We start from the raw sequence: 16,998 nt of genomic DNA, 5'->3' as shown, positions 1-16,998 counted from the left end.
TCTTGGTAGCGGTTCGGAACACGGCCGCCCGCTCAAGGCTTCAGGGCGCACGGGTCGGCCACTGGTATCGACAGGATGTTGCCTCACCAGCGCGGCATCCGATGTCCACCCGTATCGGGGGACGCGCGAGACGAAGGGAGTATTGAACATACCGAAGCTTGCGACGCTCAAGTCTTTGCCGCGGAGACGATGATGCTCGCCCAGTCCTGAGGGCGCTCCAGTGCGCTGAAATGGCCGGTCTTCGCAAGGGTGATGACCTTCGGATCGGGCGCGCTGCGTTCGACGCCAGCCCGATCTTCTTTGGACGACCAGTCATTTTCGCCCCAGACGAGCGTCACGGGAGCTATGATCTTGCTGTATCGCTGGCGGGCTGCGACGAAACTGGGAAGCGCCTTGAGAAGGCGCCGCATACCCTTCCCGTAATCGCGGCGCATGCCCACCCGCGAGATCTCATCGAGCAGGTCGTCGGGGAGCTTCTTCGGGTCGTGGAAGCCGCCTCTGATGATGCCGCCGGTGATCGACCGGTTCTCCGTTGACGCGAAGATCGGACCGATGAGGGGCGCGCGCACGCTCTTGATGATGATCGACGCGAGAAGGTTGGCCCGCTCCAGACCGGGCAGATAGTCGTAGGTGTTGAAGGCCACGACGCGATCCACGCCGTCACCGAGTTCCGCCGCCAGCGAGAGGGAGAGCGTGGCGCCAATCGATTCGCCGGCCAGGATCGGGCGTCGGATGCCCAGGACCTGCAGGAATTCCTTGAGCTGCGCCCGGAGTGTCGGCTCGTCCTTTGGGCGCTCCGGCAGGAGGTCCGACCAACCAAAACCCGGTAGGTCGAGCGCATAGACGGTGAAATGCCGCGACAGCAGGGGAATCACGAACTGGAAGATATCGAGCTGCGTGCGCACGGTGTGCGTCAAGACGAGATCCGGCCCTTCGCCGGCCCGGACATAGCGTATCCGGGTCCCGTCCCGCAGAATGGCGAAGGAAACGTCACCCGCATTGAGCCAGCGGCGCGTGTAATTCCGAGCCTCATCCTCCACCGCATCATTCGCTTGCTTCGTCATGACTAAGGCTCCCTGAGGGCGAGCGGATCTGAAGGATCCATCAATGTGCTGGAGCTGACCGCCGCGGCGTAGGGTGATCGAGCTCTCTGGCGGCGGCAGGGGGCGGGAGCCCGGCGGGAGCGCACCGTTTGGGCCATCTCCGCTTCGGTCGTGCCCAAAGCGTCCTCAATCGCTCCGAGCCTGTCCCGGAGGCTTCACCACGTCGGCCACGAGAGCCGTTTCCGACGTATCGCCGACGACCCGTCCGCGGCGGCCGCGGGCAAGGCCGCCCAGGCAATCGCCAGCGACAGCGCCGAAAGCCGGAGCGCGCGCCGAACCGTCACGATGCCGCTCATGGCATGACCTTTTCGTTCACTGACTGGGTTCCGGGTTCGTTCGCGTCCGGGGCGTCTCGCCGGAGCCCGGAAGGCGGCCCGGCTCTGTTAATATGATGATCAACATCTATTAGAACATGGATGACGCGTCAACCGCGATGAGGTTCCAACAGCGTTGGATCAACTTCCAGGCGTGGCGACCGCTCGACCGGGGGCGATCCGTTTCAGGACGATGCTGGCGTTCACGCCTCCGAACCCGAAGCCGTTCGACAGCGCGTAGTCCACGGATGCGTGTCGAGCCTCCGGTCCGATGAGGTCCAGGCCGACGGCTGCCGCGTCGGGATCGGTGAGATTGAGCGTGGGCGGGAGGACGCCCTCGCGCAGGGCCTGCACCGTGATGACCGCCTCCAGGCCGCCGGCCGCACCGAGCAGGTGTCCGGTCGCGGACTTGGTCGAGGAAATCGCCGGGCCGGCCTCGCCGAAGACGGATCTGAGCGCTGCCAGTTCGCCCGCATCACCCACCGGGGTCGCGGTCGCGTGCGCGTTCACGTAACCGATGGCGGCGGGTTCGAGCCCCGCCATGGCCAAGGCCGCGGTGATCGCCTGGCGGGCGCCGCTGCCATCCGCCGGTCCGGCGGTCAGGTGGTAGGCGTCGGCGCTGGTGCCGTACCCGACCAACTCGGCCAGCGGGACGGCACCCCGTTCCAGCGCATGCGACAGCGTCTCAAGCACGAGGATGCCGGCACCCTCGCCCATGACGAAGCCATCGCGACTTCGGTCGAACGGGCGGGAGGCGGCTGCCGGGGTGTCGTTGTGGGCTGTCGAGAGGCTGCGCGCCGCGGCGAAGCCACCGAGGGCGACGCGGGTGACGCACGCCTCCGCACCACCGCAGACGACGACATCGGCCTCGCCGGCGCGGATAAGGCGCATGGCATCGCCGATGGCCTGGACGCTCGCCGCGCAGGCCGTGACGGGAGCCCCGAGCGGTCCCTTGAAGCCGTAGCGGATCGAGACATGGCCGGCGGCCAGGTTGACCAGGAAGGCCGGCACCGTGAAGGGCGACAGGCGCTGTGCGCCGCGGGCGCGCACGGTCTCCACGGCGTCGGTGATGGTCTGGAAGCCCCCGATGCCGGAGGCCACGATGGTCGCGGTGCGTACGCGCTCCCGCTCGGTCGAAGGCGTCCAGCCCGACTGTCGAAGCGCCTGATCCGCGGCCACCAGCGTGAACTGGATGAAGCGGTCCATCTTGCGACGATCCTTGACCGGGATGAGGGCGTCCGGATCGAACCCATCCGGGTCCTCGCCGATGGATGGCACGAGCCCGGCGACCTTCGCGTCGATGTCGGGGACGAGGTCGTCCGGCAGGCGCCGCAGGCCGGACTCGGATGCGACGAGCCGGCGCCACATCCCCTCGACGCTGCAGCCCAGCGGCGAGACGACACCCAGTCCCGTAACCACGATCCGTTCGCGCATCGGTATCCTCTCGCAAAGTTTGGTCGTGCGGCGCGCAGCGCACGGCACATGCGGTTCCCGACAGGGCGATCCGGGTCCCTGCTTCAGGTCGTTAGGAACGCGCTCACGTGGGCGCGGGCCGGAACCGCCGGCCCGGCTCCGTCACCATCAAGCGGAGACGGAAGCCTGCGCCGCCTCAATCAGTTCGCTCGCCAAAGCCTCATCGTCGACGGCCCGCGCCAACACGACAGCGCCGACGATCGTCGACAACGTGGCCAGGGACCGTTGCCTGCGGCGCTCCTTGGCTGCCTTGGGCGTCAGGCCGGCGAGGATGGAGGCCATGCGCTCCACACCTTGCGTGAATCGCGACCGGACGGGGCCGCCCCGCGGCTCCCGCGCCACGTCGTTCGCCAGGGCCGCGAGCGGACAGCCCATACCGGGCGACTTCACGTGGGCGAGGGACAGGTAGTTGGCGATGAGGGTGTCGAGGCTCCCGCGGTAATCCTCGTCGAGCGCGGAATCGAACGCCTCGGCCGCCAGAGCCTCCTTGTTGGCGAACTGGCCGTAGAAGCCGCCATGGGTGAGGCCGGCGGACGCCATGATATCGGCGACCCCGACACCGTGGAGACCGCGCTCCCGGAACAGCGACGCGGCGACTTCGACGACACGTTGACGGTTGAGCTTGGCCTGCTCCTGCGAGACTCTGGGCATTGCCTGATCCTTCGACGGTCCTGACGCCTATATAAAAGCAGGCCGTCATCTAAAGAAGCGGTGGGCCACGGTTCGTTCCCTGTGGAAGCTGGCGCTCTGGAGCCGAGCGTGCTGAGGAATGTCTCGAACGTCGACCGACCGGCCTGCGTAGGGGGGCATGAACGCAGGCCGGTCGACGCCTCGCACGTTCCATCGCTGAACGTGCGATCCTGGGATGCCCCGCCATCGGGACACGAACGTGGGATCCCGGGTCAGGGCTTGGCCTGGACCGGCACCGCGTCCGAACCGGATGCGACGCCCGCCGCGAGAGGTTCTCGTCCGACCCGGAACCACAGGGCGTAGAGAGCGGGCAGGAACAGCAGGGTGAGCAGGGTCCCGACCCCGACGCCGCCGATCAGCACGTAGGCCAGCGCCCCCCAGAACACGGAGTGCGTCAAGGGGATGAAGGCCAGCATCGCCGCCGCCGCCGTGAGGATCACCGGACGGGCCCGCCGCACTGTGGACTCGACGATGGCGTCGTAATCCGACAGGCCGGCGGCGCGGTCGTGGTGGATCTGGTCCACCAGGATCAGCGTGTTGCGCATCAGAATGCCCGACAGCGCGATCAGGCCCAGGATCGCGTTGAAGCCGAAGGGCTGGTGGAACAGCAGCAGGGTCGGCGCGGCCCCGACGAGGCCGAGCGGCGCGGTAGCGAACACCATGAACATCGTCGTAAACGACCGGACCTGGAGCATGATGACCGTCAGCGTCACGATCAGCATCAGCGGGAAGACCGCGACCAGCGCATTCATGGCCTTGGCGCTCTCCTCCACGGCCCCGGCCGTGTCGATCCGGTAGCCCGGCGGCAGCTTCGCCTTGATCGGGTCGAGCTGCGGGAAGATCTGCGCGTGGATGTCCGGCGGCTGCTTGCCGTCGAGCACGTCGCCCTGCACGCGGATGTAGGTCTCGCGGTTGTAGCGCTTGAGCACCGCATCCTCGTTGCGGCTCTCCAGGTGTGCGACCTGCGAGACCGGCACTTGGCGCCCGTCATGCGTGGTCAGGGTCAGGTCGCCGATCTCTCCGAGCGAGCGTCGCTCGGGGCCGGGGCTGCGCAGGAGCACGTCCACCGAGCGCAGGTTCTCGCGCACCTGGGTCGCGGGTGTCCCGTTGAGATAGCTCTGCAGCTGCTGGCCGGCCTCCTTCGGGGTCAGGCCGATCAGGCGCAGGCGTTCCTGGTCGAGGACGAGGTGCAGGCTCGGGGTTTTGTCGCCCCAGTCGAGGTGGACGAGACGCATGTTGGGGTTGGCCATCATGACGTCGCGGACCTCGGCGGCGATGCCGCGGATCACGTCGGGGTCCGGCCCGACCACCCGGAAGGCCACGGGGAAGCGGATCGGCGGCCCGAACACGATCTGGAGCACCCGCACCCGCGCCTCGGGGAAGAGCCCGTCGCTCACGAGCTTGCGAAGCTTGATCCGGAGCGCGTCGCGGGATGCGGCGTCGGCGGTCTGCACGACGATCTGCGCGAAGGCGGCATCGGGCAATTCCGGGTCGAAGGAGAGCACGAAGCGCGGCATGCCCTGCCCGATGTAGCTCGTGATCTCGCGCGCCTCCGGGAGCCCACGGACGGCCGCCTCGACCGCCTTGACGCTGGCCTCGGTCGTCGCGAAGGCCGAACCGGTGGGCAGGGTCACCTCGACGATGAGTTCGGGCCGCTCCGAATTCGGGAAGAACTGCTTCTCGACCTTGCCCATGCCGACGACGGCGAGGGCGAACAGCCCGACCGTGATACCAGCCGCCATCCACTTGTGATCGACGGAGGCCCGCACCACGCGGCGCAGGCGCTGGTAGTTCCTCGTGGCGTAGATCGCCTCGTGGCCGCCTTCCACTTTCTTGACGTCGGGCAGGAGCTTGACGCCGAGATAGGGCGTGAAGGTCACGGCCACGATCCAGGAGATGATCAGCGAGAAGCCGACCACCCAGAAGATGTTGCCCGCGTACTCGCCCGCCGTGGAGGCGGCGAAGCCCACCGGCAGGAATCCCGCGATGGTCACCAGCGTGCCGGTGAGCATCGGCGCGGCGGTGGCGCTCCAGGCGTAGGTCGCCGCCCCGACGCGGTCCACACCCTCCTCCATGCGCACCACCATCATCTCGATGGCGATGATGGCATCGTCCACGAGCAGGCCGAGCGAGATGATCAGGGCCCCGAGGGTAATGCGGTCGAAGTCGCGGCCCGTGACCATCATCACCACGAACACGGCCGCGAGCGTGATCGGGACCGCGAGCGCCACCACGATGCCGACGCGGAAGCCCAGCGCCACGAGGCTGACGACGATGACCACCGAGAGGGCGGTGAAGAACTTCACCATGAACTCGTGGATGGCGTCGTCGATGACCTTGGCCTGGTCAGTGATCTTTGTGAACGCGATGCCGGTCGGCAGTTCGTGGTGGATCGCCACCTCCTCGGCGTTCAGCGCCTCGCCGAGCGCCAGGCCGTTGAAGCCGGGCTTCATCACGAGACCCAGCATCAGGGCCGGCTCGCCGTCGTTGCGGATCGCGAAAACCTTCGGGTCCTCGTAGCCGCGCTTGACCTCTGCGATGTCGCCGAGCTTGAGGCTTCGGTCGCCGGCCGCCACCGGCAGGTTGCGGATCGTGTCCAGGCCGTCGATGGCGCCGTCCAGGCGCAGGTAGACCCGCGGGCCGGCGGTCTCGACGAAGCCCGCCGGCGTCACGTCGTTCTGGTTGGCCAACGCCGCGAGCAATTGCTGCCCGGTGATGCCCAGGGTCGCGAGCCGCTGGTAAGAGATCTCGACGAAGATCTTCTGGGCCTGCTCGCCCAGGATGTTGATCTTCTCGACGCCCGGCACCCGCAGCAGCCGCTGGCGCAGGTCTTCGGCCCGCAGCACGAGATGCCGGTGCGGCAGGCCCTGGGCCTGAAGTGCGTAGAGGGCGAAGTAGACGTCCGAAAACTCGTCGTTGAACAGCGGCCCCATGACGCCGCGCGGCAGGGTGGACGCTTGGTCGGATAGTTTCTTGCGGGCTTGGTAGAACTCCTCCTGCAGTCGTGCCGGCGGCATGCTGTCCTTGAAGTAGACCTTCATCAGCATGAGACCGGGCCGTACCGTCGTCTCGACGCGGTCGTAGTAGACGAGCTCCTGCAGGCGCTTCTCCAGCGGGTCGGCCACCTGCCGCTGGATCTCCGAGGTCGTGGCACCGGGCCAGGCGGCCGAGACCGCCATCGTCTTGACGGTGAAGGCCGGGTCCTCGGCGCGGCCGAGCTTCTGGAAGGCGAAGAAGCCGGCGACGGTCACCGCGATGATCAGGAAGAGCGTGACCGCCCGCTCGCGGACCGCCAGGGCGGAGAGGTTGAAGCCGGTCATCGCGCGACTCCTGTTAGGCTCGGGGCAGCTTGGCGCACCGTCTGGCCGGCCTTGAGGAGATGGGCGCCGAGCGACACGATGCGGTCGCCCGGATTGAGGCCGGACACGACCTCGGCCCCTTCCTCGGACAGGCGGGCGACGGCGACCGGCTGGGCCGTGACGGTCTTGGTCTCGGTGTCGAACTTCCAGACTTCCGAGCCGTGCCCGATATCGAACAGGGCCCCGAGCGGCACGTCGACCGAGGCGGCGCGCCCGGCATCCGTCGGCTTGAGCCGGAGCGTCACGGTCGCCCCGAGCGGCGCGTCCTCGCCGCCGCCCGACAGGATATAGCGCGCCCGGTACGTCCGGGTGGCCGGGTCGGCGGTGGCCGACAACTCGCGCAGCCGGGCCGGATAGGTGGTCTCGCCCTCGGCGTAGAGCGTCGCCGAGGCCGTGCCCTGGGCCAAGCGCCGGCTCGCTTCGGGCAGGAAGACCTCCGCCTCGCGCGCCCCGTCACGGGCCAGCTTGACGACGGTCTGGCCGGCGGCGACGACCTGCCCGGGCTCGGTCGGGACCTCCATCACGACGCCGTCGGCATCGGCCTGGAGCTCGGAATAGCCGGCCTGGTTGGAGACCTGGCTCGCCTGGGCCTCCGCGTTGGCGAACTGGGCGATGGCGGCATCTGCTGCGGCCTTGTTCTGGTCGTAGGTCTGCTTCGAGGTCCAGCCGTCGCCGACGAGCTTGCGGCTGCGTTCCTCGTCGGCCTTCGCCTTGATCATCTGTGCCCGGGCCGCCTCGACGGACGCGCGGGCTGCGTTGAGCGCCAGGGTAAAATCGGTCCGATCGAGGCGCATCAGCGGCTGCCCGAACCGGACGTGGTCCCCCGGGTCGACGAGGCGCTCGAAGATCTTGCCGCCGACGCGGAAGCCGAGATTGCTCTCCGTGCGGGCACGGATGACCCCGGTGTAGCGCGCGACCGCCCCGGTCCCCGGGCCGACCTCGATGGTCTGGACCAACGGCGGCTCCGGAGGAACCGCGGTCTCGGCCGGCGAGCATGCCGCGAGGGTCAAGCCCATCAGCCCGAGCATCCATCTCGCGTACATGGCCCGCCTCCACGTCCATCCGGTCGTGCATGAAAAATGATGAACATCATCTATTATGCATGCGCTTCGCCGTCAATGGCCGGGATGCTGCGACGACGCAGACGGGTTTTGCGTCTTTTGCCGGTCTGCGTGGATCCCGGGCCACGACGGGTGTGACCTGCGCCTCCGACGTGACCGTCGCGCCGAAGATCAGCGCCGTTTCGGTGTCGATACAGAAGACGATTCTCGTTCAGGCGCTGAACGATTTGTACCGAACTAGGAACGTTGGGGCGCCGTTGAATTCGAAAACCGACCTTATCATGGTCCTAGTGTTAGCCATGTCGACGTCCGACGGCGTGATTTTCTTAGCAAGCGGTTATGGCTGCCGGAGGCTACCGGCCACGTCATCTCCACCGAGGAGCCAGTCGCGCGGCTGGAACGGCCGCTTCCAGGAAACCCGCTAGCGGCACTACGCGCCCGAGATGGGCGCAAAGCCGAATGTCGGCTTTCGGGCGGCAACCCGAGGACGGCTCACCCTTCCGAGCCGACTATAAACGTCGACCGGCCTATGGCTGCTTTTGGGAAGCCCTGATGCTTCTCCCCATGCCCGACATGGGTTGATAGCGGCTGAGCCTAATTGTCGGGGAAACTGCTGTATAACTGACACACTGCGCAATAGGATAAATGTCCGAGTTGGGTGAGTTGCGGAAGTTGGGTCGACGCCTGGAAGCGGACCTTCGGCTTCGCGTCCCTGTCGGACATCTGGCAGGCCTCGGACGCTGCTCCAAAACGGATATCCAGCGCGACGGCCAAGCTGAACTTTTCGCGTAAGCGTTGCTTATGGAGCATGCGCCCGCAGTTCGGTCGGTAGCATCTGTAAAGCCTGGATCGGCGTCATGGACGTTTTGCAGCGGAGCGCGTTCACAAGCCTCTGCAACCCTTGTCTTCTCGTCGTCGGTATTCAACAGAAATGGCACCTCATGCCCCGACAGAGCATGGGCCGACAGACAGGCCATATCCGCGCGCAGGTTGTCATCACACGGCCTGCCGAACCTCGAGATAGCGACGCCATCCGCCGTGCTCGGTGATGTCTTGTGCTGCGGTGAGGCTCTCCGCCTCGGCCAAAAACCCCTTTGGGGTCGTTCCATCCGAGAGCCGCAGGGTTCCGATCGTGAGCGGCATCGGGACAGCCGCCACGAAGGCACCGAACCCGGCGGTCGGAAGCGCCCAGACCTCCGTCTCGATCGGTGCGCCCATACCGGGCGCGACCCGAACCAAGCCCGGCCGCGCCGGCGGACCGCCCGGAAGGGCGTGGAGCCGATACTCGGCGCTGGTCCTGACCGCGCGAAGGAAGCGTCCGCCGTGCCCGACGAGTTCGCCGTTCAGCGGCAGCCCAGACATATGCGCTCCGACCACGGCGATCTCGATCTCGTCACCCTGGGCCCGCGCGACATGTGCCTGCCCGGCGGTCTCAAGAGAAACGGGCATGGTGCCGACCCCGAGCCTCAGGTCCGCCGCCGCGTGCAGCCGTGCGCCGAGATCGGCGATCAGACCGTCTGCGCCGCGCGGCGCGATCAGCGTCACGCCCGAGGGGAACCCGTCGCCGCGGAAGCGGCCCGGCACCGCGAGCGCGCAGAGATCCAGCAAGTTCACAAAATTGGTGTAGGTGCCAAGCTCGCTGTTGGGGCCGATCGGATCGGCGGTAAGATCGGCGATGGTGCGGGGCCGCGGGTAAGTCGGTACGATCAGCACGTCGATCCGCGTCCAAACCTGTTCAGCCGCGCGGCGTAGCTCTGCCAAGCGGTAGAGCCCCGCGAAGGCGTCGGCAGCCGAGCGTGTCGTCGCCGATGCGATGATCGCGCGCGTCGTCGGATGGAGCGCCTCGGGCTGCTCCTCGATGAAGGCGCGGATCGCCTGGTAGCGCTCGGCGACCCAGGGCCCCTCATAGAGGAGCTCAGCGACCGCCTTGAACGGCGCCAGGTCGATCGGCACCGTCTCGCCTCTCATCACGGTCTTGAGATCGGTTAGCGACGCCTCGAAGGCCGCCTCCGACAGGGCGTCGCCGCCGAAATGCCGGCTCACTCCATCCGGTACGCCCACGCGCAGCCCGGGCGGGCACGCGCCGGGCCGCGGCGGGACCGGCAGGGCGCGGGAGAACGGGTCGTCGGCATCGTAGCCGAGCATCACCCGATAGACCGCATCGGCATCCCCGACGGTCCCGGCAAACACGGACATGGTGTCGAGGGTGCGGCAAGCCGGCACCATGCCGCGCGTCGAGATGCTGCCGAGGGACGGCTTCAGGCCCACGACGTTGTTGAGACCGGCTGGCACGCGGCCGGATCCCGCCGTGTCGGTGCCGATCGCAAAGGTGACCAGGCTATGCGCGACCGAGACGGCCGAGCCCGATGACGAGCCCCCCGGGACCATGGCCGGGTCGAAGGCGTTCCTCGGGACGGCGTAGGGGGTCCGAACACCGACCAGGCCGGTGGCGAACTGGTCGAGGTTGTTCTTGCCGATCAGGATCGCCCCGGCTGCGATCAATCGCGCGATGGCCGGCGCGGTGGCCGCCGGCAGGTAGGCAAAAGCGGGACAGGCGGCGGTCGTCGCAAAACCGGCGACATCGATATTGTCCTTGACGGCAAAGGGGACGCCCCAGAGCGGCTTTGTCACCGGATCGAAGGACCCGAGCGCCCGCGCCGCCGCCCGAGCCTGTGCCTCCGGCACGAGCGCGAGAAATAGACCGGGATCGTCGACCTCCGCCATCCGCCGGTACGTCTCGGCAATCACGGTCTCGGGCGCGAGACCGTCGGCGTAGGCGGCATGAAGCGCGGGCAGGGTTGGGAAGGAAGGAACCGGCATGTGCTCTCTCCTGCGAAGGATGGCGTGCAGGCATGTCCGAGACGGCATGCCGCCCCAAAGACGCTCGGGGTGGTACCCGTTCAGATGTGACCGGCGCCCTGCGCCGCGAGCACGGCGTCCTCGTTCGCCTCTTCCGCGGTCGTGCGGTTGAAGTACGCGTTCAGGAGCACGGCTGCGATCGAGGTCAGGATGATGCCGTCGCCGAAGATCGGCTTCAATTCCGCAGGAAAAATCCGGAAGAAGTTCGGTGAGACGATCGGGATCAGACCGAAGCCGATCGCGATCGCCACGACGATCGTATTGTGCGGCGCCTTGGCGTAGTCGACGCTCTTCAGGATCTTGATGCCTGTGGCGGCGACCATGCCGAACATGATGAAGCCGGCTCCGCCGAGCACGCATTGAGGCACCGAGGCGACGATGAAGGCCAGCTTGGGCACGAGGCCCAGAGCCAGCATGATCACGCCGCCCGCCGCGCAAACCCAGCGGCTGTAGACATTCGTCACGCCGACCAGCCCGATGTTCTGCGAGTAGGACACGTAGGGGAAGGTATTGAAGAGGCCGCCGATCAGCGTGCCGAGCGCGTCCGCGCGCAGGCCGCGCTTGATGTCCTCGGGGCCCACCGTACGGCCGGTCATCGCCCCGAGTGCCAGGAACATGCCCGTGGCCTCGATGAACACGATCGTCATCACGAGGCACATCGTCAGGCACGGGATCAGGTAGAAGGTCGGGACACCGAACTGGAGCGGCAGCACGATGCGCAGCCAGGGCTCTTCCTGGATGCCGGAGAAGTCGGTCCAGCCGAGCGCGATGGTGACGAGATAGCCGGCGGTCACGCCGAGCAGGACGGCCATATTGGCCAGGAAGCCGGTCCCGAAGCGGATGATCAGGAGGATCACGGCCAGGACGAGACCCGCCACCGCGAGATAGCCGCCAGCCCCGAAATCGGCCGCCGCGGCCCCGCCACCGGCCCAGTTCACGCCGACGCGCATGAGCACGACGCCGATCATCGTGATGATCGTGCCCGTGACCACGGCCGGGAAGAAGCGCAGCACGTACTTGACGAACGGCGCGACGCACAGCCCGAACACACCGCCGACGATCACCGCGCCGTAGATGCCATTGAGCCCGACGCCGGGCATGGCGGCCATCGCGAGCATCGGCGAGATCGATACGGCGGTCACGCCCATGATGACCGGCAGGCGAATGCCGAACGGCCCGAATCCGATCGTCTGCACCAGCGTCGCGATCCCGCAGGCGAACAGGTCCGCGTTGATCAGCATGGCGATCTGATCCTTGGGCAGCTTGAGGGCCGCGCCGAGGATGAGCGGCACGGCCACGGCGTTGGCGTACATGACCAGGACGTGCTGAAGACCGAGCGCGAACAGACGCGGTGCGGGCAAGACTTCGTCGACGGGGTGCACGGGCTCAGCCATGGCGATCTCCAACGGCATGCGATGCAGCAGTATTGCATGCAGTTTTTGATTTCTGCATGCCAAAATGTTGTGCGGCATTGCACAAATCATGAATGCATGCCGTGCTTGCGTTGGGCAGTTGCTGGCTCGATGATCATCCGCGTCGTGAACGAGACTGTTGAGATGACGTCGTCGAACAAGCAGACGCAGACGGACAAGTTGGCAGCCGAGATCGGCGACGCGATCCTCTCCGGCGTGCTCGCACCGGGAACGCGTCTCGATGAGCATCGGCTGGCGGAGCAATACGCGGTCTCGCGGACACCGGTCCGGGAAGCGATCCGCTCCCTCGCCGCCACGGGCCTGGTCGAACTGAGACCGCGACGGAGCGCCGTCGTTGCCGAGATCACGCCCGCGCAATTGGAGATCATGTTCGTCGCCATGGGCGAGCTGGAGGCGACTTGCGCCCGGCTATCGGCGATGAGCATGACGCCGATCGAACGCAGGCGCCTTCAGAGTCAGCACGAGCGGATGGGGGCACTTGTCGAGAGCGACGATGTCGCCGGGTTCATCGAGGCGAACCTGATCTTCCATGCCTTGATCTACGCGGGCAGCCACAACAGCATCCTGGCGGATATGGCCGTCGGCCTGCGCCGGCGCCTCGGCCCCTATCGTCGGGCCCAGTTCCGGAGTCCCGGACGCTTGCCGCGCTCGCACGCCGAGCACGAACGCATCATGCAGGCGATCGTGTCGGGCGATGCCGCGGCGGCGCATGCGGCCATGCTGAACCATGTCAGCTTGGTGGAAGACACGTTCATCGGTCTCACCGCGACGCGGGCCGCTTGATACGATCGAGAGGACGCGGCTGCTTCACAGACGCGCAAGCTCAGGCGAAGCAGCGAGATGCTGGCGCGCGTCGCCATCGCGATACGCTTGCCGGCCTGAGAAAAGCTCCTGCCGCGCCGCTGCGAGGTACGTCGCTCAGGAAATCGGCAAGTCAGGAATTCACGCGCTTCGGTATCGCGCGCCCGCGACAGGCGGCGCGGTATTGCTGGCGCGGTAGGCCCCGCATGTTGCGCCGGTCCGCCTCCTGCGTGCAGGCGGTCTTGCGATCAGCCTTGTTCAGCTCCCTGGTGCCGGAGGACGGCACGTCGGTCGGCGCAGGCGCGGTGTAGCTTTGTGCGTATGCGGCACCCGGAAGGGCAACGAGAAGGGCGAGCCCGAGATACAACCGGCGCATGATCTTCCCTAAGAACGACAGCCAAGCTGAAGCAAGCGCCGCGCCAAAGTGAATACTCATGGGCGGAGCACGAGCCCCGTTCAGGCCATGGCCTCCGACACGGGATAGCGCAGCGGGTCGCCTGGGCGGCGATTGTCGTAGACACATTCCCCCGCGACCCAGGTGGCGCGGACCGTGCGGTGGTCCCCCAGCGTCATCAGCACGAACAGAAGCTCCTCGATGCTGCTGCAGGTGCCGGTGCGGAAGCCGAGAAGCGGCGTGGCCGCGAGGTCGAGCACGCAGAGGTCGGCGTCATGGCCCGGCGCGATCCGGCCAATCCGGTCGTCGAGGCGCAGGGCTTCGGCACCCCCCAGGGTGGCAAGCCAGAACGCCCGGACCGCATCGAGCTTGGTGCCCCGCAGGGCCGCGACCTTGTAGGCTTCCCCGAGCGTCTTGAGCAGCGAGAGTGTGGTGCCCGCGCCGACATCGGTGCCGAGCCCGACCCGCACGGGGCGCTTCGGATCGAGGGCGTCGAACAACCGGAACAGGCCGCTGCCCAGGAAGCCGTTCGAGGTCGGGCAATGGGCGAGCGCCGCCCCGCTGGAATGGCAGGTGCAGAAATCGGCCTCGCTCATGTGGATCGCGTGGCCGAGGACCGAGCGCGGACCGACGAGGCCGGCATGGGCGTAGACGTCGAGGTAGCTCTTTCGCTCCGGAAACAGCTCCCTGACCCAAGCGATCTCGTCGGTGTTCTCGCAGAGATGCGTCTGAAGGAAGAGGTCATCGTGCTCCCGCAGGAGTGCGCCGGCCGCATCGAGCTGCGCCTCGGTGCAGCTCGGTGCGAAGCGTGGCGTGACGCAGTAATGTTGCCGACCGCGTCCGTGCCAGCGCGCGATCAGCGCCTTGCTCTCGTCGTAGCCGCGCTGGGCCGTATCGAGGAGCGCCGCCGGGGCGTTGCGGTCCATCAGCACCTTGCCGGCGATCATGCGCGTCTTGAAGCGCTCCGATTCGGCGAAGAACGCCTCGACCGAGCCGGGATGCACCGTGCAATACACCACCGCCGTGGTGGTGCCCGCGCCCAGGATCTCGCGGAAGAACAGCTTGGCGACCGTTTCCGCGTGTGCCGCGTCAGCGAACTCAAGCTCGGCCGGGAAGGTGTACTTGTCGAGCCAGGCAAGCAGCTGCTCGCCGTAGGAGGCGATCATCTGCAGCTGCGGGTAATGGACGTGGGTGTCGATCAGCCCCGGCAGGATCAGGGCGTTCTCGTACGCCACGACATCGACGCCGGCGGGGACCATGCCCACGAGCTGCGCATACGGGCCGAAGGCGGTGACGCGCCCGTCCTCCATGAGGATGAGCGCGTCGGCGACGTGGTCGAGGCAGTCCTCGCTGAGGAACGGGTTGCCCCGCAGGCTGACGGCCTGCCCGCGGATCGCTCTCATCGCACCCCCTCTGCGTGCGCTGCCGGTCCCGGCGAACGCGAACCGGACGACCGCTACGATCACCCGGGCCACGAGCTTCACGCCCTGCGCTTGAGCCCCATGATCAGCGAGTCGACGCTATCCGAGCGCCGGGCATCGTCCCGGCGACGTAGCAATATGCCTGCCGGGATGGAGGCCTATGGCGGTGCCGATCCGTCGAGGGCGTCGACAACGGCGGCGGAATCGGTGACCCAGCCGAAGATCCCGCCTTGCGCCTTGATCATCGCGAGCCCGGCGGCGTGGAACTCTGGAATATACGAGCCGCAGGCATCCGCGACGACGGCGCATCGGTAGCCGCGGTCGTTGGCCTCGCGCACGGTGGTGTGGACGCAGACCTCAGTCGTCACGCCGCAGACGAGGAGGGTGTCGATGCGCCGGGCGCTCAGGATGCTGGCGAGGTCGGTGGCGTAGAAGGCGCCCTTGCCGGGTTTGTCGATGACCGGCTCGCCGGGCTCGGGCCGCAATTCCGGGACGATGTCATGGCCGGCCTCGCCGCGGATCAGGATCCGGCCCATCGGGCCGGGATCGCCGATGCGGGCGGACGGCTCGCCGCGGGCAAGCTTGGCCGGCGGGGCGTCCGACAGGTCCGGTCGGTGACCTTCGCGCGTGTGTACCACCAGTAGCCCGGCGCGGCGGGCGGCCGCGAGCAGTGCCCGCGCAGGCGGGACCGCGCTGGCCAGGAGCGAGACGTCGTTGCCGAGGCTCGCCCCGAAGCCCCCCGGCTCGAGGAAGTCGCGCTGCATGTCGATGATCACCAGCGCCGTGCCGGCCGGCTCAAACGCCAGCGGCGAGGGCTCGGCTGCGAGGCGGCGGGTCACCGTGGCCGTGGCAGAGGTCATGGAGCGCACCCTCGGGGAGCGCCCGAATCACCGGCCTCCCGCGGGAATGATGCTGTGTGTCGGCGGAGAATGCATGTGCGTCCGAGGGTCCCGTGTCTGTTGCAATTTTATAACGCGTGGGGCCGTCTGCGCGCGGAGCCGGGGCGTTGGCATATCGGTTGCGGTCGCTCTCCCAATGCTTTGCGAAGCCGGGAGACCGAGACGATGTTCAGGCGCGGAATCGCGGCTGCTTTAGTGCCAGCCTTCATCATCGGGGTCGCGCATGCGGCAGACCTTGAAGCCGGGAAAAAGGACAAGGCGCCCGAAGCCGCGGCCGTGGCCGATGTGCCGTTCTTCCTCTTCGCCGACACGCAGATCAGCTATCGCTATCAGTTCCCGACGGTCTCGCCCGGCGTCCAGATCCAGCGGGCGGACGGCAGCTTCGTCTCCCGGGAGGCGCCCAAGCAGATCCTCAACATCGCGCATGCCGACGCATGGGCCTACGGCACCAACTTCTTCTCCCTCGACATCCTGAAGTCGGGCTCGCAGTTCCCGGCCGGCACCACCAACCCGCCGGGCAGCGTCGGCTCGCCGGCCTTCTCCGATTACGGCAATACCGAAGCCTACGGCTTGTACCGCGGCACCCTCAGCCTGAACGCGCTCACCGGGACCAAGGCCTTCACGATTCCCGGACTCGTGAAGGATGTGTCCCTCGCCTTCGGTTTCGACGCCAATTCGCAGAACGACGCGTTCGGTTCGAAGAAGCGCGATATCGTCGGCGGCTTGAACTTCTCCTTCGACGTCCCGGCCGGCTTCCTCAATCTCAGCACGCACGTCTACAAGGAATGGAACCGCAACGGCTTCAACCTCCAGCCGGATCGCGACCAGAGCTTCGACGCCGTTCCGGAATTCGAGCTCGTCTACAACTTCCCGCTGGCGTTCACCGGGCTGCCGCTCAGCCTGACCGGGTTCAACAACATCGTGCTGCCCAAGGGACGTGGCGTGCGCAACGTCGCGGCCTTCCAGTTCAACCCGCCGCGCGGCCTCGAATTCCTCTCGCGCACGAACCTCGTGCTCGATCTCGGCAAGCTGATCTATGACCAGCCGAACAAGGTCGATGTCTTCATCGGCTTCCAATACTGGCTGAACAAATTCGGCAACGTGGAGACCACGACCTTCAAGGGGACCGAGGAGAAGAGCTTCCTGGCGGGGTTCGCCTTCCACGTCTTCTGAGACGCTGTCCCGGCATCG

13 protein-coding genes are annotated in these 16,998 nt (G+C 67.2%); 3 read left to right on the top strand and 10 right to left on the bottom strand.

What is annotated here, in order from left to right; translation table 11 throughout:
* Window positions 1–167 precede the first annotated feature (167 nt).
* The 5 genes from BM228_RS22740 to BM228_RS22720 all read right to left on the bottom strand — a co-directional run bounded on the left by BM228_RS22740 (window position 168) and on the right by BM228_RS22720 (window position 7,982).
* Window positions 168–1,064, bottom strand: coding sequence for an alpha/beta fold hydrolase (locus BM228_RS22740; RefSeq protein WP_092044176.1), 897 nt, complete (start codon window positions 1,062–1,064; stop codon window positions 168–170).
* Between the two features lie 494 nt (window positions 1,065–1,558).
* Window positions 1,559–2,851, bottom strand: coding sequence for a beta-ketoacyl-ACP synthase II (fabF, locus tag BM228_RS22735; RefSeq protein ID WP_092044175.1), 1,293 nt, complete (start codon window positions 2,849–2,851; stop codon window positions 1,559–1,561).
* Between the two features lie 147 nt (window positions 2,852–2,998).
* Window positions 2,999–3,541 carry a TetR/AcrR family transcriptional regulator gene (locus BM228_RS22730; protein WP_092044173.1) on the bottom strand — a complete coding sequence of 181 codons (543 nt, stop codon included), beginning with the start codon at window positions 3,539–3,541 and terminating at the stop codon, window positions 2,999–3,001.
* A 251-nt stretch (window positions 3,542–3,792) separates the two neighbouring features.
* Window positions 3,793–6,900: an efflux RND transporter permease subunit gene (locus tag BM228_RS22725; RefSeq protein WP_092044172.1), complete on the bottom strand. Its 3,108-nt coding sequence runs from the start codon at window positions 6,898–6,900 to the stop codon at window positions 3,793–3,795.
* Window positions 6,897–7,982, bottom strand: coding sequence for an efflux RND transporter periplasmic adaptor subunit (locus tag BM228_RS22720; RefSeq protein ID WP_092044170.1), 1,086 nt, complete (start codon window positions 7,980–7,982; stop codon window positions 6,897–6,899). Before BM228_RS22720 ends, BM228_RS22725 begins: the two co-directional genes overlap by 4 nt.
* A gap of 59 nt (window positions 7,983–8,041) precedes the next feature.
* On the opposite strand from BM228_RS22720, the gene BM228_RS22715 reads away from it, so the two are divergent.
* On the top strand, window positions 8,042–8,425 hold the full coding sequence (locus BM228_RS22715) for a hypothetical protein (RefSeq protein ID WP_092044169.1): 384 nt from the start codon (window positions 8,042–8,044) through the stop codon (window positions 8,423–8,425).
* A gap of 571 nt (window positions 8,426–8,996) precedes the next feature.
* On the opposite strand, the gene atzF is transcribed toward BM228_RS22715, so the two are convergent.
* Window positions 8,997–10,820, bottom strand: coding sequence for an allophanate hydrolase (atzF, locus tag BM228_RS22705; protein WP_092044165.1), 1,824 nt, complete (start codon window positions 10,818–10,820; stop codon window positions 8,997–8,999).
* Window positions 10,821–10,900: 80 nt separating this feature from the next.
* Window positions 10,901–12,253: a nucleobase:cation symporter-2 family protein gene (locus BM228_RS22700; RefSeq protein WP_092044205.1), complete on the bottom strand. Its 1,353-nt coding sequence runs from the start codon at window positions 12,251–12,253 to the stop codon at window positions 10,901–10,903.
* Here BM228_RS22700 and BM228_RS22695 point away from each other — a divergent pair.
* Window positions 12,182–13,075: a GntR family transcriptional regulator gene (locus BM228_RS22695; RefSeq protein WP_244537265.1), complete on the top strand. Its 894-nt coding sequence runs from the start codon at window positions 12,182–12,184 to the stop codon at window positions 13,073–13,075. The genes BM228_RS22700 and BM228_RS22695 overlap by 72 nt on opposite strands.
* A gap of 151 nt (window positions 13,076–13,226) precedes the next feature.
* On the opposite strand, the gene BM228_RS22690 is transcribed toward BM228_RS22695, so the two are convergent.
* The 3 genes from BM228_RS22690 to BM228_RS22680 all read right to left on the bottom strand — a co-directional run bounded on the left by BM228_RS22690 (window position 13,227) and on the right by BM228_RS22680 (window position 15,768).
* The gene (locus BM228_RS22690) at window positions 13,227–13,469 is read right to left on the bottom strand and encodes a hypothetical protein (RefSeq protein ID WP_139234168.1); all 243 of its coding nucleotides are present in this window, start codon (window positions 13,467–13,469) and stop codon (window positions 13,227–13,229) included.
* Between the two features lie 80 nt (window positions 13,470–13,549).
* Window positions 13,550–14,890: a guanine deaminase gene (gene guaD / locus BM228_RS22685; RefSeq protein ID WP_092044202.1), complete on the bottom strand. Its 1,341-nt coding sequence runs from the start codon at window positions 14,888–14,890 to the stop codon at window positions 13,550–13,552.
* 176 nt (window positions 14,891–15,066) lie between these two features.
* A complete protein-coding gene (locus BM228_RS22680; RefSeq protein ID WP_092044162.1) occupies window positions 15,067–15,768 on the bottom strand; it encodes a cysteine hydrolase family protein in 702 nt (233 codons plus the stop codon).
* Window positions 15,769–15,972: 204 nt separating this feature from the next.
* Between BM228_RS22680 and BM228_RS22675 the strand changes: the two genes are divergently transcribed.
* On the top strand, window positions 15,973–16,980 hold the full coding sequence (locus tag BM228_RS22675; RefSeq protein WP_092044161.1) for a hypothetical protein: 1,008 nt from the start codon (window positions 15,973–15,975) through the stop codon (window positions 16,978–16,980).
* The last annotated feature ends 18 nt before the right edge of the window (window positions 16,981–16,998 follow it).

It is taken from the genome of Methylobacterium pseudosasicola (assembly GCF_900114535.1).
GTDB classification, from domain to species: domain Bacteria; phylum Pseudomonadota; class Alphaproteobacteria; order Rhizobiales; family Beijerinckiaceae; genus Methylobacterium; species Methylobacterium pseudosasicola.
This window is presented reverse-complemented; position numbering and strand designations above follow the sequence as displayed.

Excerpts from the sequence above, each read along its gene's own strand:
- BM228_RS22740 (WP_092044176.1), bottom strand. The coding sequence starts at position 1,064 with ATGACGAAGCAAGCGAATGATGCGGTGGAGGATGAGGCTCGGAATTAC.
- fabF (WP_092044175.1), bottom strand. The coding sequence starts at position 2,851 with ATGCGCGAACGGATCGTGGTTACGGGACTGGGTGTCGTCTCGCCGCTG.
- BM228_RS22730 (WP_092044173.1), bottom strand. The coding sequence starts at position 3,541 with ATGCCCAGAGTCTCGCAGGAGCAGGCCAAGCTCAACCGTCAACGTGTC.
- BM228_RS22725 (WP_092044172.1), bottom strand. The coding sequence starts at position 6,900 with ATGACCGGCTTCAACCTCTCCGCCCTGGCGGTCCGCGAGCGGGCGGTC.
- BM228_RS22720 (WP_092044170.1), bottom strand. The coding sequence starts at position 7,982 with ATGTACGCGAGATGGATGCTCGGGCTGATGGGCTTGACCCTCGCGGCA.
- BM228_RS22715 (WP_092044169.1), top strand. The coding sequence starts at position 8,042 with ATGCGCTTCGCCGTCAATGGCCGGGATGCTGCGACGACGCAGACGGGT.
- atzF (WP_092044165.1), bottom strand. The coding sequence starts at position 10,820 with ATGCCGGTTCCTTCCTTCCCAACCCTGCCCGCGCTTCATGCCGCCTAC.
- BM228_RS22700 (WP_092044205.1), bottom strand. The coding sequence starts at position 12,253 with ATGGCTGAGCCCGTGCACCCCGTCGACGAAGTCTTGCCCGCACCGCGT.
- BM228_RS22690 (WP_139234168.1), bottom strand. The coding sequence starts at position 13,469 with ATGCGCCGGTTGTATCTCGGGCTCGCCCTTCTCGTTGCCCTTCCGGGT.
- guaD (WP_092044202.1), bottom strand. The coding sequence starts at position 14,890 with ATGAGAGCGATCCGCGGGCAGGCCGTCAGCCTGCGGGGCAACCCGTTC.
- BM228_RS22680 (WP_092044162.1), bottom strand. The coding sequence starts at position 15,768 with ATGACCTCTGCCACGGCCACGGTGACCCGCCGCCTCGCAGCCGAGCCC.
- BM228_RS22675 (WP_092044161.1), top strand. The coding sequence starts at position 15,973 with ATGTTCAGGCGCGGAATCGCGGCTGCTTTAGTGCCAGCCTTCATCATC.